The organism is Asaia sp. Ae19-3 (assembly GCF_059801175.1).
Map to the genome: position 1 here is coordinate 2,683,181 of NZ_JBCHWF010000001.1, position 14,725 is coordinate 2,697,905.

The 14,725-nt window shown below is 60.1% G+C and carries 15 protein-coding genes and 1 tRNA gene; 10 read left to right on the forward strand and 6 right to left on the reverse strand.

The genetic code is table 11. The features are described from left to right. Window positions 1-4 precede the first annotated feature (4 nt). From AAID99_RS11745 to AAID99_RS11755, 3 genes are all read right to left on the reverse strand, one after another. Entirely contained in the window at window positions 5-1,150 is a 1,146-nt protein-coding gene (locus AAID99_RS11745; RefSeq protein ID WP_188427141.1) for an efflux RND transporter periplasmic adaptor subunit, read from the reverse strand. A 274-nt stretch (window positions 1,151-1,424) separates the two neighbouring features. After that, the gene (locus AAID99_RS11750) at window positions 1,425-2,234 is read right to left on the reverse strand and encodes an SDR family oxidoreductase (RefSeq protein ID WP_188427142.1); all 810 of its coding nucleotides are present in this window, start codon (window positions 2,232-2,234) and stop codon (window positions 1,425-1,427) included. 358 nt (window positions 2,235-2,592) lie between these two features. Next, window positions 2,593-3,807, reverse strand: coding sequence for an AI-2E family transporter (locus AAID99_RS11755; RefSeq protein WP_188427253.1), 1,215 nt, complete (start codon window positions 3,805-3,807; stop codon window positions 2,593-2,595). A 298-nt stretch (window positions 3,808-4,105) separates the two neighbouring features. Here AAID99_RS11755 and pqqA point away from each other — a divergent pair, with 298 nt between their 5' ends. The 5 genes from pqqA to pqqE all read left to right on the forward strand — a co-directional run bounded on the left by pqqA (window position 4,106) and on the right by pqqE (window position 7,282). Next, complete coding sequence (gene pqqA / locus AAID99_RS11760) at window positions 4,106-4,186, forward strand: pyrroloquinoline quinone precursor peptide PqqA (protein ID WP_023978294.1); 81 nt, start codon at window positions 4,106-4,108, stop codon at window positions 4,184-4,186. 90 nt (window positions 4,187-4,276) lie between these two features. Beyond that, complete coding sequence (gene pqqB / locus AAID99_RS11765; RefSeq protein WP_498493968.1) at window positions 4,277-5,188, forward strand: pyrroloquinoline quinone biosynthesis protein PqqB; 912 nt, start codon at window positions 4,277-4,279, stop codon at window positions 5,186-5,188. Further along, the gene (gene pqqC / locus AAID99_RS11770; protein WP_188427144.1) at window positions 5,185-5,931 is read left to right on the forward strand and encodes a pyrroloquinoline-quinone synthase PqqC; all 747 of its coding nucleotides are present in this window, start codon (window positions 5,185-5,187) and stop codon (window positions 5,929-5,931) included. The genes pqqB and pqqC overlap by 4 nt, the downstream gene beginning before the upstream one ends. After that, window positions 5,928-6,203 carry a pyrroloquinoline quinone biosynthesis peptide chaperone PqqD gene (gene pqqD / locus AAID99_RS11775; RefSeq protein WP_188427145.1) on the forward strand — a complete coding sequence of 92 codons (276 nt, stop codon included), beginning with the start codon at window positions 5,928-5,930 and terminating at the stop codon, window positions 6,201-6,203. The genes pqqC and pqqD overlap by 4 nt, the downstream gene beginning before the upstream one ends. Next, window positions 6,200-7,282 carry a pyrroloquinoline quinone biosynthesis protein PqqE gene (gene pqqE / locus AAID99_RS11780; RefSeq protein WP_188427146.1) on the forward strand — a complete coding sequence of 361 codons (1,083 nt, stop codon included), beginning with the start codon at window positions 6,200-6,202 and terminating at the stop codon, window positions 7,280-7,282. Before pqqD ends, pqqE begins: the two co-directional genes overlap by 4 nt. Window positions 7,283-7,410: 128 nt before the next feature. On the opposite strand, the gene hemJ is transcribed toward pqqE, so the two are convergent. Genes hemJ through hemE form a run of 3 tightly spaced genes read right to left on the reverse strand, consistent with a single transcriptional unit; the run spans window position 7,411 to window position 9,616 of the window. After that, on the reverse strand, window positions 7,411-7,863 hold the full coding sequence (gene hemJ, locus AAID99_RS11785; protein WP_188427147.1) for a protoporphyrinogen oxidase HemJ: 453 nt from the start codon (window positions 7,861-7,863) through the stop codon (window positions 7,411-7,413). Further along, entirely contained in the window at window positions 7,860-8,555 is a 696-nt protein-coding gene (locus tag AAID99_RS11790) for an HAD family hydrolase (protein WP_188427148.1), read from the reverse strand. The genes hemJ and AAID99_RS11790 overlap by 4 nt, the downstream gene beginning before the upstream one ends. A gap of 5 nt (window positions 8,556-8,560) precedes the next feature. Beyond that, complete coding sequence (hemE, locus tag AAID99_RS11795) at window positions 8,561-9,616, reverse strand: uroporphyrinogen decarboxylase (protein ID WP_188427149.1); 1,056 nt, start codon at window positions 9,614-9,616, stop codon at window positions 8,561-8,563. 318 nt (window positions 9,617-9,934) lie between these two features. On the opposite strand from hemE, the gene AAID99_RS11800 reads away from it, so the two are divergent. The 5 genes from AAID99_RS11800 (at window position 9,935) to AAID99_RS11820 (ending at window position 14,698) form a co-directional block, all read left to right on the forward strand. Continuing rightward, window positions 9,935-10,567, forward strand: coding sequence for a Maf family protein (locus tag AAID99_RS11800; RefSeq protein ID WP_188427150.1), 633 nt, complete (start codon window positions 9,935-9,937; stop codon window positions 10,565-10,567). An 82-nt stretch (window positions 10,568-10,649) separates the two neighbouring features. Further along, window positions 10,650-10,725: transfer RNA gene (locus AAID99_RS11805), tRNA-Ala, on the forward strand. A gap of 362 nt (window positions 10,726-11,087) precedes the next feature. After that, a complete protein-coding gene (locus tag AAID99_RS11810) occupies window positions 11,088-11,381 on the forward strand; it encodes a YtcA family lipoprotein (protein ID WP_188427151.1) in 294 nt (97 codons plus the stop codon). Between the two features lie 114 nt (window positions 11,382-11,495). Next, complete coding sequence (locus AAID99_RS11815; protein WP_188427152.1) at window positions 11,496-12,518, forward strand: HlyD family secretion protein; 1,023 nt, start codon at window positions 11,496-11,498, stop codon at window positions 12,516-12,518. Further along, window positions 12,515-14,698 carry an FUSC family protein gene (locus AAID99_RS11820; protein ID WP_188427153.1) on the forward strand — a complete coding sequence of 728 codons (2,184 nt, stop codon included), beginning with the start codon at window positions 12,515-12,517 and terminating at the stop codon, window positions 14,696-14,698. The genes AAID99_RS11815 and AAID99_RS11820 overlap by 4 nt, the downstream gene beginning before the upstream one ends. The last annotated feature ends 27 nt before the right edge of the window (window positions 14,699-14,725 follow it).

Below are 14,725 nucleotides of genomic sequence, written 5' to 3' on the forward strand. Positions count from 1 at the left end.
CAAATCAGTCATGATCATTGAGAAGGATGGCACCACGGGTGACGATCGTCTCTCCCGCCTGCAACCCTGAGAGAACACGCACCGAGTCCCCCTCGTCATAGCTCACCGTCACGGCACGACGGCGGAAATGCATCGGGGCGCCGTCCTGAACAAAAACGGTCAGACGGTCATTGTTCATCAGAAGCGCCGTCTTGGGGATGATCACCATCTCGGGCTGCTTCACCGCAATCTCGATATCGGCAAACATGTTCGGGCGCAGCATCCCATCGGGATTGTCGCAAAGGATATGAGCGATCACGCGTCTCGTATCGCTGTGCAAGGCCGGCTCGATCGACTGGATGGGAGCCGCGCAATGCCTGCCCGGCAGGGCGCTGATCTGCGCGCTCATCTGCTGGCCCAGTGAAACGATACCAACTGAATCCTCTGGGATTTCGGCGTCGATCTGCACCTGGGAAAGGTCCAGCAGAACCGCCTGCACTGCCGTTGCATCCGTGACATTCACCCCTTGGGCGAGCGTCGTGCTGGCAATCAGCCCGTCTACCGGAGCCACGAGGCGCACAAGCCCCTCGCCATCCTGATCCGTGCGACTGTTCAGGGTTTCAAGACGACGGGCAGCGCGCTGGCTCTCGGCCTTCGCCTGAGCCAGATCGTTGAGGGCGGAGTCCAGATCCTTGCGGGCATTGCCGCCAACGGCAAGCACATCCTGTGCACGCTTGACCACACGTTCCTCGTAGGTCTGCTGGGCTTGGGCCTTCATCAGATCGGCATAGGCCTGATCGAGATCGCCAGAGGCCAGCACGGCCAGGACATCGCCCTGATGCACCATCTGACCCGGCTGAAGATCGGTCCTGATCACATGGCCGGTCACGGGTGTCAGGATGTTGAAGCTGCGCCGGGGCTCGGCCGACACCATGCCAGGCACACGCAGCCCGTGCGCAAGCACGCTCGCTTTGACCGGCTCGACATGCAGACGTTTCATGAGGGGTGAGTCATCAGCGACGATCACCACACCGTTTTCACGGGTCAGCTGCGCCAGAGGACGACCTGGATGAGAACCACCATGCTCATGAACGATCGTGATAACGACCCCGAGAAGAACGATGGCTATGAGCGCTGCCAGACCTAGGCGGCGGATAAGAGGTGCCTGCATGGTCAGGCAAGGCCGTCAAGGGAGCGCATGGAAACCTCGGCTCAGGGGGTATTGAAACAATTTGTTGCAGTTGATAGCCGTTCAATCCTGCTTCGCCAAGCGGCGTCCGGCCTCAGACCCGTGTTCTAATAGGCTATGGTCTCGAAACGCGCATGATAATTTCATGTCATGCGCGAAACCGAAATCATTTTACGTTGAATTCGAGCCGGGCCCCGTGGCCGGACAGACCTGCCGGGATGGCCTGCTCTGGCACCCCACGCACACAGACTCTCCGTTATTGACCGTAGAAAAACCGGGCGGTTGCCCCACCATCGATCAGGAAGTCGCTGCCGGTGATGTAGCCGCCCTCAGCACCACTGATCAGCGCAGCAAGAGCCGCCACCTCGTCAGGTGTTCCGGCGCGGCCCGCAGGGGCGCTTGAGAGCATTGCGCGATAGAATGCCGCCCGCTCTCCATTCAGCTCGTCATAAGCCAGCGGCGTGATGATGATCCCCGGGCTGATTGCGTTGATCCGGGCTCCTCGTGCTCCCCAGCGCATCGCCTCGCCCCTGACGCGCAGCGAATTGCAGCGCTTTGACATCTGATAGGCAAGCAGCGTGTCATCGATCTCATGAACGAAAGGCAGAGCCAGAAGGGTATCGGCGGGGTTCGTCGCCAGTTGCCTGTCCTGCTCTGCAGTGAGCGCAGGCATACGATGGCCGGATTGCGAGGAGATCACGATACCCGACCCGCCTCTGGCCACACGTTGCCCGAACTCTTCGAGCAACATTGCCGTCCCGTAGAGATCCACCTTGAGAATTGTCTCCACCGGAGCCTGTGACGGTGACACACCAGCTGCCTGAACGAGGGAAAGAAGCGGGCCGATCTTTTCCGCCGCCTCGATGAGAGAACGGACAGACTCTCTGTCTGAAACATCGACCGTGACAACGCTTGTCTCGAAACCTGCCAATTCGAGAATACCCGCGGCTTGCTCGGCCTTGTCGCGATGCAGATCGGCGAGCACGACATGGCGACCGCTGCTGATGCGGCGCGCAATCGCCTGACCGATCGATCCTGAACCGACAACGACGGTGACATCTTTCATGTTTTTTCCAGTCCGCTGGCTTGAGTGTCCGGCCCATCACGCCTGGGACACGCCATCATCGAGACCGGAGACCTGATGCCGTCTCTTCTCGATGGCGGAGAGCATTGCCGTTTTCGCGCGTGCCTCAGGAAGCCTTTCGCGAAGGATCATAGGCGGTCGTGACGCCCTTCATTAGGGCGCGTCTGGCACATGTCCTTATGCCCGTCATTCATGAAACCTGACATGCATAGGCGACAGCATTTCCGGCCAGGAACAGGTGTGCGCTCGCATGAGCGCCGGATATGTCGCCTCGATCCGCCCCGGTCTGAAAGCCACCAGAAAGGATGCGACGCCCCTCCCAAAAGCGAGCGCCTGGAGGCTAGGGCGCTGCCTCAGTGCTCACCTCGGGGCCTAATGTGCGCAATGAGCGCGGTCTGACGGGGCCACCAAGCACATGACCGATCGGGGTCAGGGCCTCGATGTGATCGCAGAAGATCTTGAACACGGCGAGCATGGGCACCGAGAGAAAGGCCCCGCCAATACCCCACATCCAGTCCCAGAACAGCAACGAGGCCATCACCAGCACCGGGTTCAGGGTGAAGCGCTTGGCCAGCAGCATGGGGGTGATGGTCTCACCCTCGAGGATATGGATGCAGAGATAGATGGAAGGAGGCAGAAGCGACATCAGGAAAGACGGGAAGCTGATGAGCGCCACACAGAAATAGACCACCACCCCGGTCAGCGGCCCGATGATCGGCACGTAGTTGAGCAGAAACGCCAGAACCCCCCAGAGCAGCGGGTTGGGCATGCCCGTCAGCCAGCATTGCAGGAGATTCAGCGCGCCCACGAGAATGTTCATGATGGTGATGGTCGCAAGATAGAGCGACACATTGCGCTCGATCTGCGTCGTGATCTGCACGATGCGTCGCTTGTCCGAATAGGTCGGCATGATCTCGACGATGCGGCGCAGCAGGCTGTCGCCTTCGGTCATCAGGAAGAACAGCATCAGCAGCATGGTGAAGAACTCTCCCATGAAGGCACGTGTGCCGATCAGGAAGGAAGAGCCCCAGACACGCAGCGTCTCTGCACCATTGGAAGCTGACGAGGCGGCCGCGCTGGCGGCGCTAACATGATGATGCCCGCCACTCGACATGAGAGCCACGACACGCAGATAGCCCCGCTGCAGGGAATCGATCGGCCCCTGTAGGAAAGCCAGCTTCTGTTGAAGCGCCGGCAGGCTTTGCGGCACCTTGGTGAGCCATGCCGCCGCCGGCACCGAGATGGCCGTGCCGATACCGACCACGAGCAGGAACATCGCAATGATCAGCATCAGGGCCGCGATGGGCTTGGGAATACGCAGCCGGCCATGCAGAAACCGCATCGGGCCGATCATGAGCAGATTGACCACGATCGCAAACACGAAAGGCAGAACGATATCAGCGGCAAAATACAGCGTGTAGAACACGGCGAGCAGCGAGAGGATGAGAATGCCGACATCGCGCAGGGTCAGGCTATGACGCAGCATCGCCTTTCGGATCAGACCCGCCTGATAGGCTTCGTTCTCATCCGCGCCGGGCACAGCTGGCTCGGGCATGACACGGGACGCCTTTTCGCGCGTGAGTGTTTCGCTCTGCCCGGCATCAGGCATGGGCGTGTCCGAAGTCAGAGACGGGTCTGACATGGCGGGCGGTTCTTTCCTGAGAGGCGGGTTGCAGCGCGAACTGGGCGCCGTCGTGAACGCCAATCAAACGCCCGGGATCACAAACGTTGCCATCAACGTGATGCACGTTACATTTTATTGGGTTGAATCACATTGGCTTGCAACCCATTTTCGGGTTCTATCGTAATGCTGTCTCAGCACACGACTATGATTTTCAAAAAAGGATATCGTCATGGCCTGGAACACCCCGAAGGTTACCGAAATTCCGCTCGGCGCCGAAATCAACTCCTATGTCTGCGGCCAGAAGAAGTAAGTTCTTCATCTGATCGCTTACACGCAACAGCCGCACCCCTCGTGCGGCTGTTGTCGTTTCTGGCCGATGACAGACTGACTGACCCCGACCATGCTCGATATCATTGTTCTCGGCAGCGGCGCGGGGGGTGGCTTTCCCCAGTGGAATTCGAACGCCCCCGCCTGCCGCGCTGCTCGCGAAGGCCGAATTCCATCCCGCAGCCAGGCATCCCTTGCCGTCAGCAGCGATGGCCGGAACTGGTTTGTGCTCAACGCCTCACCCGATCTGCGCGCGCAGATTCTGGCAACCCCTGAATTACAGGCCCAGACCGGGCTGCGCTCGACCCCGATACAGGGCGTCATTCTGACCAATGGCGAAATCGATTCCATCACCGGTCTGCTGACCCTGCGCGAGCGTGAGCCTTTCCGGCTCTATGCCACGCAGGCGACACACGCCCAGCTCGATGCCAACCCGATTTTCGAGGCGGTCAACCGCGAGATCGTCCCGCGTCTCATTCTCGATGACACCACGCCAGTTGCCCTGCCCAACAAGGATGGCACATTGTCCGGCCTGACCGTGAGTGCCTTCGACGTTCCCGGCAAGGCGCCGCTTTATGCCGAGCATCTGCCCAGCCAGAAGGGCGAGACGATCGGGCTCGAGATAACGGACGGCAAACACCGCCTGATCTTCCTGCCAGCCTGTGCAGATCTCACCCCGGAGATACGCGCCCGCATCCGTCAGTCCGATGCCCTGTTCATGGAAGGTACGCTCTGGCGCGATGACGAGATGATCCTCGCCGGACTCAGCCCCAAGACGGGGCTGCGCATGGGCCATATCTCCATGTCCGGCCCCGAAGGCATCATCGCCACGCTGCATGACGCACCGGCGCATCGCGTTTTCATTCACATCAATAACTCAAACCCTGTCCTCATTCCGGATTCTCCGGAACGCCGGACGGCAGAAGAAGCAGGCTGGACCATCGGAGAAGATGGTCTGCGCTTGACATTGGGAGTATCATCATGACGGTTCTTACCCCCGACGCCCTTGAAGCCCGCCTGCGTGAAATCGGCGCCGAGCGCTATCACAACCGCCACGCGTTTCATCGCGCCCTTCATGATGGCAAGCTCAGCCGCACACAGGTTCAGGCCTGGGCGCTGAACCGCTATTATTATCAGGCATCCATTCCCGTGAAGGATGCGACCCTTCTTGCCCGACTGCCCACGGCAGAGCTGCGCCGCGAATGGCGCCGTCGCCTTGAGGATCACGATGGCAACGAGCCGGGCACGGGTGGCATTGCGCGCTGGCTGAAACTGACTGATGGTCTCGGCCTGTCGCGCAGCTATGTCGAGAGCCTGCAGGGCATGCTGCCTGCAACGGGCTTCGCCGTTGAGGCCTATGTGCATTATGTGCGTGACCGATCCGTGCTGGCAGCCATTGCCTCGTCACTGACCGAACTCTTCTCGCCGACAATCATCAGCGAGCGCGTTTCGGGCATGCTGCGCCATTACGACTTCATCTCGGAAGAGACCTTGGCCTATTTCGCCCCGCGTCTCACACAGGCACCGCGCGATTCCGACTTTGCTCTGGCCTATGTGAAGGAACACGCCCGCACGGCCGAGCAGCAGAAAGAGGTCATCGATGCGCTGATCTTCAAATGCAATGTGCTCTGGACGATGCTCGATGCCCTTGAGCATGTGTATATGGAAGGCCATCCCGCTCCCGGTGCCTTTGCCGGGGCTCATACCCCAGAGGCTTTCAGCGCGTGAGCGTCTCCGAAGACAGCATTCTGAAATTTACCCGCGGTCATCGCCTTCAGCATGACCGCGTGCGCGACGTCTGGCTTATCCAGGCGCCCGAGAAAGCCTTCATTGCCGATCCGATCGCCGCTGCCATTCTGCAGCTTGTCGATGGCGCCCGACCGCTCAGCGTCCTGATCGATACGCTGGCCGAAACCTATCAGGCGCCACGTGAAACAATCGCAGGCGATGTGCAGACCTTGCTCACTTCGCTCATCGAGCAGAAAGTGCTGAGCGCATGAGTTTTGCGCCGCCCCCCATGAGCCTGCTGGCCGAGCTGACCCATCGCTGCCCGCTTGCCTGCCCCTATTGCTCCAACCCCCTCGCCCTCGATCGCCGGGCTGCGGAGATGGAAACGGCGGACTGGCTGCGCGTGCTCGATGAGGCGGCTTCTCTGGGTGTGCTGCAGGTTCATTTCTCCGGCGGCGAGCCCATGGCGCGCCATGATCTGCCCGAACTCGTGCGCCATGCCAGCAAGCTCAACCTCTATACCAATCTCATCACCTCGGGTGTGCTCATCAACGACGTCACGCTCGAAGCCCTTGATACGGCAGGGCTCGATCATATCCAGCTCTCGTTTCAGGATGTCGATGAGGCAGGGGCCGAGCGCATCGGTGGGCTGCGCGGCGCTCAGGAAAAGAAACTGAATGCAGCGCGTCTGATCAAGGCACGTGGCATTCCTCTCACCCTCAATTTCGTTGTGCATCGCGAAAACGTCGCGCGTGTGCCCGAGATGCTGGATCTCGCCCATGAGCTCGGTGCGGGCCGCGTCGAGATTGCCCATACCCAGTATTATGGATGGGGCCTGAAGAACCGCGATCTGCTGATGCCCTCAGCCGCGCAGCTCGAAGCCTCGACCGAAGCCGTGGTGAAGGCACGCGCCCGCTTCGGTAACAGCCTCGCCATCGACTATGTCACTCCTGACTACCATGCCGACCAGCCCAAGCCCTGCATGGGCGGATGGGGCCAGCGTTTCGTCAACATCACCCCGTCCGGCAAGGTGCTGCCCTGTCATGCCGCCGAGACCATTCCCAATGTGGTCTTCCCCAGCGTTACCACGGAATCCCTCGGTGCGATCTGGCAGGATTCTCCGCTGTTCAACCTGTTTCGCGGCACGGACTGGATGCCCGAACCCTGCCGCAGCTGCAGCCTCAAGGAGGTGGACTGGGGCGGCTGTCGCTGTCAGGCCCTCGCCCTGACCGGTGACGCTTCAGCAACCGATCCTGTCTGCGCCCGCTCGAACCAGCATGCACTGGTCATGGAAGCCGCCACTGCCGGTCACGATGGCGAGTTTCTTTATCGACGGTTCAGAGCGATCTGAAGGGCAGACGGGGCTCTGCCCCGTTCCCCGCCAAAGGACAGTCGTCCTTTGGAAACCGGATTTGATTCAAAGCGGGGATCGAAGGGGCTCGCCCCTTCGCGGGTCCAGGGCAGAGCCCTGAAAACCGGTCACCCCGAAAATGGTCGTGCCACGATCATGATGACAATCACGACCATCAGAAGCGTCGGCACCTCATTGGCAATACGATAGAAGCGCTCCTGATGCAGGCGCTGATCGGCAGCGAACTCGCGACGCCAGCGGGCGCAGAAACCGTGAAAGCCGCAAAGCAGCAACACGGTAGTAAGCTTGATCCACCACCAGGGCGCAGACCAGTCGATCAGGCCGGGAAGAGAGGCGAGGAGCCCACCCGAAAGAAGCGTGACGATCATGGCAGGCGTCATGATCGCACGCAGAAGGCGGCGTTCCATGATCTGGAAGCGGGCGCTTTCATCGGTGCCGGGGGCAACCTGCGAATGATAGACGAAAAGGCGAGGCAGATAGAAATTACCCGCCATCCAGGAGGTGAAAGCCAGGATGTGCAGCACTTTGAGCCAGGGAAACCAGGGCATGAGGGCACTCATCTTGCTTGCTCCTTCAACACACCGGCAAGAACGGGCACGAGCTCGTCCAGATGGGCAATGCGCTTCAATCCGGGCCAGTCATGGGCGGGAGACGGTCCTTCGGCCCTGAGCAGGATACAGGCCATACCCGCATCATGTGCAGCCTGAACGCCGGTATCGGAATCCTCAATCACCACGCAGTATGACGGGTCGGTGTTTTCCTCTGATGCGGCATGAAGGAAGACATAAGGATCCGGTTTGGGGCGCATCATGTCGCGAGCCGAATGGACCCGATGACGCGGAAAGAGAGAAGAGAAACCGACACGATCGAATTTCACTTCCATTTCCGGCCAGGAGGAGTTCGAGCCGACCCGGAAGGGAAGACCAAGTGCGGCAACGCCTTCCAGCATGGCTGCAGCACCATCTATGGGCACCGCCTCGTCACGCATCAGTTCGACCAGCTTGTCCTGCATGATCGCGACATAATCAGCACCGAGATCATGCCCTGTTTCGACTTCAAGCTCGCGTTTGACCTGAGCCAGCGCCTTGCCTGCGAAACGCTCGAGCGATTCTTCATCGCTGAGGTCAATGCCATGCTCGCGGGCCACACGCGCCACGAGGCGGCAGGACGGCCCTTCGCTGTCGATCAGCACGCCGTCGCAATCGAAGATCACAAGGCGCAATGCACCCGAGGGAGACAGGGCATGGGCCATGGCTCTCAGCCGATATCACGCACGGCATTAACCAGGGCCCCGACATGCTCCGGCGGGGTCTCGGGCATCACGCCATGGCCGAGATTGAACACATGCGGACGGCCCTTGAGGGCGTTTCTGATCGTATGCGCCTCAACGATCAGAGCCTGCCCGCCATTCTTGAGAATGATCGGGTCGAGATTGCCTTGCAGTGCCAGTGTGTCGGGGCAGAGCGCGGCCATCTGGGCCATATCGACGGAGGTGTCGCAAGCCAGGGCATCCACGCCTGTTTCACGGGCATATTCGATCGCCATCAGACCGGCGAGACGAGGGAAGCCGATGATCTTCACGCCGGGTCGAGCGGTGCGAATACCCTGCACGATACGCCGTGTCGGGGCGATCACATGCTGGCGGAACTGCGACGGAGGCAACAGACCGGCCCAGCTGTCGAACAGCATGACGGCTTCGGCGCCCGCATCGATCTGGCCAATCAGCATGTCGGTAGTGGCCTGTGTCAGCAGGTCGATGAGATCGCCATACAGGGCAGGGTCCTGCAGGGCCATGGCGCGTGTCACGCCGAACTCGCGTGAGCTGCCGCCATCGACCATGTAGCAGGAAACCGTGAAGGGGCTGCCAGCAAAGCCGAGAAGTGTCGTGGGCTGCGGAAGCTCACGAGCCAGAATCCGCAACGTTTCCTGGATCGGCGCAACGATTTCGGCTACGCGTGACGGAGACAGCGCCTCCAGAGCAGCGCGATTGCGGATCGGCTCCATGACCGGACCGCGGCCTTCGATGAATTTCAGATCCTGACCCATGGCCCAGGGCAGGACCAGAATGTCGGAGAACAGAATGGCGCCATCCATGGCATAGCGGCGGATCGGCTGAAGGGTCAGCTCTGCGGCGATGTCGGGGGTGGTACAGCGCGTCAGGAAATCGGCCTTGGCCCGTTCGGCCCGAAACTCGGGCAGATAGCGACCGGCCTGACGCATCAGCCAGATCGGAGGGGGCCAGACCGCCTCTCCCTGGAGGACACGCAGGAGCGGTTTTGCAGGGCTCGGCTGAGGTGAGATTTCGCTATCCATACCGACCAATAATCATAAAAGAAAAAAGAAAGATATCCTGTCGGATAGGTTGATCCCTGTGGATGACGGGGTACCCATCTTTCCGAAAACGTACCCCGACTTACCAACACTGTGTACAAACGATAAAGCCTTTGGTTTGAAGCATTTGCGTAAGTTATCCCGGAATACCCACAGAAGGGCTGTGTACAACCCACCGGTACCGCCAGAAAAAGTACAATCCACGGTACTCGGTACATCGGCTCTCGATGCCTCGTACAATCCCCATGTACCCCAGTACTGACGGTACTCATTCACCCCCCTCATAGAAGGAGACGCCTTATGGAGTCGGCATATGCGAATCCGGGCACAGCCCGCCTGTTTCTCGCCAGCGGATCGACGACGCGGCTTGGTTTGCTACGGGATGCGGGTCTTGAGGTCATGTCCTGTCCCGTAGGGATTGATGAGGCTGTGATCAGAGACAGGATGAGGGCTGAAAAACGGTCTCATGGCGCTATCGCTCTGGCGCTCGCTGATGCCAAAGCTCTAGGGTTTTTCAGGAAAACCGATTTTATGAGCGCCGATTTTGTTATCGCGGCAGACCAGATTCTGGAGTGCGATGGCGTCGGTTTCGACAAGCCGGAATCACTCGATCAGGCGCGGGAGCAGCTACGTCATCTCAGGGGGCGTACGCATCATCTTCAGACGGCGCTGGTGCTTTACAGAAACCGCCAGAAGCTCTGGGAGCATCTGGCGAGCCCGAAACTGACCTTCCGTGACTTCAGCGAAGCGTTTCTCGACACCTATATAGCAAGCGAGGGAGATGCCCTTTTGTCCTGTGTGGGGGCCTACAGACTCGAAGGGATGGGAGTACAGCTTTTCGAGACGATCGATGGCGACCATGATGCCATATTGGGTCTGCCTCGCCTGCCCCTGCTTGCTGTACTGCGTGAATACGGGGTGGCGAAAAAATAGTGTATTAGGGGCTTGTCAGAGGATAAGCCCCCCGCTATACCCGCGCCACTGGCCTGACCCAAGGGGCCGGTTTTGATACGGCGGGGCCATAGCTCAGTTGGGAGAGCGCCTGAATGGCATTCAGGAGGTCGTCGGTTCGATTCCGATTGGCTCCACCATCATCCTCAGAAAATCAGATCATACTGCACTGCGACGAGCCTGAGCTCGCGGCTTCTGTGCGTCTGGCCTTTTAAAAACGCCGGTTTTCCGATCTGAGCCGACTGATCATCCCTGTCTTTCCCTGTCATCGCGGGCCCTGATTCCGCCTTTTCAATCACAGGCGTCAGGAGATCGTGCAGCCCTGCTCACCTCCGGTTGTCGAGAAAAGACAGGCTCTTCGAAACACGTCAGATCGCCTTGAGCCCTGGCATCGGTTTGCTCCCTTGCTCTGGCTAAGGGCTTTCACGATAAAATAGTTGATATGCAAACCATATTCGTGTTCTGTCCCTGCATTCAGGAAACGAAACCAGATGACAGAGCCATGACCCTTTTGCGTTCCACTTCTTTTCGGGGGCCTTTTGCGCTGTGGCGCCTTATCCCCCTGCCCGCCATCGCACTCAGTGGGTGTACACGGGCGCCGTTGCAGGATGTGCTTGGCTCTTTCTTCCCTTCCTGGATGCTCTGCGCCACGCTAGGGGCAGTCGCTGCCGCGTTTTTGCGCGCGGTTCTGGGCGTCTTCAATCTGCAGCAAGCCGTGCCTGCGCCGATGCTGACCTATCTCGCCTTCATGGTCACCATCACGTTCGTGGTGTGGCTGATCTTTTTCGGTCACTGAGATGACGTCCGGTTTTTCAGGGTCGGACGCCCCTGTCATTCCCGCATCACGCGAATGTCTCTTTCCGATCGGCCGGCTTGTGCCGGTCGCGGAGCGGTTTCAGGCGGTGTTTTCATGAGTTCTCTCCCCTCCCGCATCGGGGGCATCGCGCTCCTGATTCTTTCTCTCGCCGCCTGTGTCATTACCGGCTTCATGGTTCTGGGTCGGCTGCATGATCGCCCGAGAACCGAAGATGCCTATATAGCGGCCAATATCGTGCATCTGGCCCCCGAGGTCAGCGGGCGCATTGTCACCCTGGCAGTACATGACAATGAGAAGGTCCGGCGCGGGCAACTGCTCTATGTGATCGACCCGGAGCCCTATACCTACCGTCTGCAACAGGCCCAGGCTCAGGTCGACGGGCTGCAGGCGCAGATCGATGTACAGACCAGCCAGGTCAGTTCGCAGATCTCTCATGCAGGGGCTGAAGCCAGCGCCGTGCAGAGTGCCCGTGCCCGTCTGGCTCTTGCCCAGGCCACCCAGAACCGTCTTACCCCACTGGCGGGCCAGGGCTTCGTTACGCGTGAAGCGCTCGATCAGGCCAGAACGGAGACACGCAGTGCGGAGGCTTCGCTGCAACAGGCGCTTCAGTCTGCCGTAGCCGCGCATCAGGCCGTGCGCAGTGTCGCCCCTCTTCGTGCCGATCTGGCTGCGGCACAGGCCCAGCTGCGTGAGGCAAAGCGCGATCTGCGTCTGACGACCGTCAGAGCGCCCTGCGATGGTGTCGTGACCGATCTCAATATCAGCGCAGGTGAATACGCCACGACGGGCAAGCCTGTCTTCACGCTTGTCGATAGCGAGATCTGGTGGGCCATCGCGAATTTTCGCGAAACCCAGCTCGTCGGGCTGGTTCCGGGGCAGAAGGTCAAGGTCTATGCCATGGCTCAGCCCGGAAAGCCGATTACCGGCACACTGGAAAGCCTGAATGCCGGTGTCGTTCCTGATGAAGGCACCAGTGCGGGTGGCCTGCCCAAGGTGCCGCGCACCCTGAACTGGGTGCGCATCGCCCAGCGTTTTCCCGTCAGGATCAGGCTCGATAATCCGCCGAGCGATCTGATGCGCATCGGTGCGACGGTTGTTGTGGTTGTCATGCGATGACTTCTGTCCGGCAGGATATGGCTGGGGCCGTGCGCCCTCACAAGGCGCATGATACGCCATCGACCTTCTCGTTTCTGAAAAAGGAGATGGCGACCACCCCCGGGCGCACCCGTAATACGGTGCTGCTGGTGGTTCAGGTGATCGTGACGATCCTGATCGGCGAGACGTTTCGTGTGCCCGATCTGCCGGTTCTGGTCTTCATCTGCTTCTTTCTCTCGGGAAATGACGCCGCCTCGAATACGAGCACCGCGATCATGGGGGGCGCGGTCATTGTGGCGGGAACGGCACTGACCATCCTGCTGATGATGGCGAGCCTCTCCGAACCGGGGCTCAGATTGCCTCTCATGCTGCTGCTGACTCTGGCAGCGGGCTTTCTGTCAGAGGCCATGACCATGGGGTCTCTGGCCAATATCCTGCTGTTCTGGATCGTCTATATGTCCATGAGCGCGGATATGCTCGAGACGGTCGGCTACTCACTCGACGGGTTCATTGGCAACACGACAGACAGCGCCGTGCCCGATGCGGCTTTCATGCCGCCCGAAGAGGCCATGCTGCACACGCTGCTCTGGGTCGGGGCAGTCTTCATTATCGCGCTCGCGATCATCGCCATCGTCAATCGCCTTGCCGGGCATGACCCGCTCACCATGCTGCGTGATGGTCTTGCCAGACGTTTCGAGGCTGTGTCGCGTGCGTGCGAAACGGGTGCCATGCCCCAGACACAGGAAATCGGGGCGATCAAGGGACTGGCGGAGCAGGGCGTGGCGCAGCTCAGGCAGTTTCATGATCTGAGCACGAAGATTCACCCCGAAATGTCGCGCCACCATGTCGGCCTTGCGATGATCCGCAACGCGGCGCGTCTGGTCATGATCGTGCTGGCCTGGAGCCAGCTTGGCCGGGAGGAAGGCAGACATTTCCTGCAGCGTATCGGGCAGATCGTCGCGCAATGTGGCCATGTCTACAAACACGGGCGCGAGCGCGTGCCTGCGATCGATTTCGATCAGGCCGAACTCGAGACACTCGCAGCCGGATTTCGCGATGATCCCAGGCTCTATCCGCTCGCTATCGAGTTCATTCGCAGCCTGACGATCATCCACGGGCTTCTGATGCGTCCTGAAACGACCGCGCCGAGCTTTGCCCCTGAAATCAAGGCTGCCGCGCAGGGCTTTTTTAAGCCGGATGCTTTTAGAAACCCGGCCTATCCGCGTTCTGCCATACGGATCGCCCTTAGTGTTGTCATCTGTTACGCCATCACCCGCTTCACGTCATGGCCGGGTATCCAGACCTGCGTGGTCACCTGCTTTCTGGTCTCACTCGGCACGGTCGGTGACAGTGTGCACAAGATGCTGCTGCGCGTGGTCGGGGCCATGATCGGGGCGGTTTGCGGTATTGGCACGATCCTTCTTTTCATGCCGTCCCTGACCGATTGCGTCGATCTCATCCTCGTTGTTCTTCCGGTGGCGGCTTTCGCGGGCTGGATCAAAAGCGGCAGCGAGCGCATCTCCTATGCCGGGGTGCAGATTGCCATGGCCTATTTCATGACGATCCTGCAGGGATACGGCCCGACGCTCGATATGGAGACAGCGCGTAATCGCGTGGTGGGCATCATTATAGGCAATGTCGTCGTTTATCTCATGGCAGCTGCGCTCTGGCCGGTCAGTGCAACCAATGTGGCCCGCAAGCATCTTGCCGGTGCTGTCAGACAGCTTGGCGACCTGATTGTGCTGCGTCGCAAGAACCCCGATGCCGCAGTGGATATCAGCCAGGAGATCGAACGTGAGAAATTCGGTCGTGCGGTAGCGGCTACCCGCATGGCCCTGCGCAACGCGCCTTTTGAGGAAGAACGCCTCAAGGGCGGGGGCGCCATGCCTGATATCACTCTGCCTCTGGTGACCGATATCCAGATGCTGGCGATCCCTGTTGCCGTCATTTCCGATGTGCGGCGTGAGCCGGATGAGGCGGCGCGTGATTATGTCTCGACGATGCGCGCGTGGTTCAACGAGCTGGCACAATGGCTCCATGACGGCCGTGACGGGCTTGCGCTGCAGACCCGCTTGCCAGCCGTTCCCGTGATCGAGGATGACGCCCAGCGCATGGTCTGGTTCGGCCTGCTCGACGAACGCGCCCGCCAGATCCTGCAGACTTACGACCCCGATGCTTGCGGACAGGAAGGCGCTGCCTGATGTCCCGCCCTGTTACCCGGATTTTCC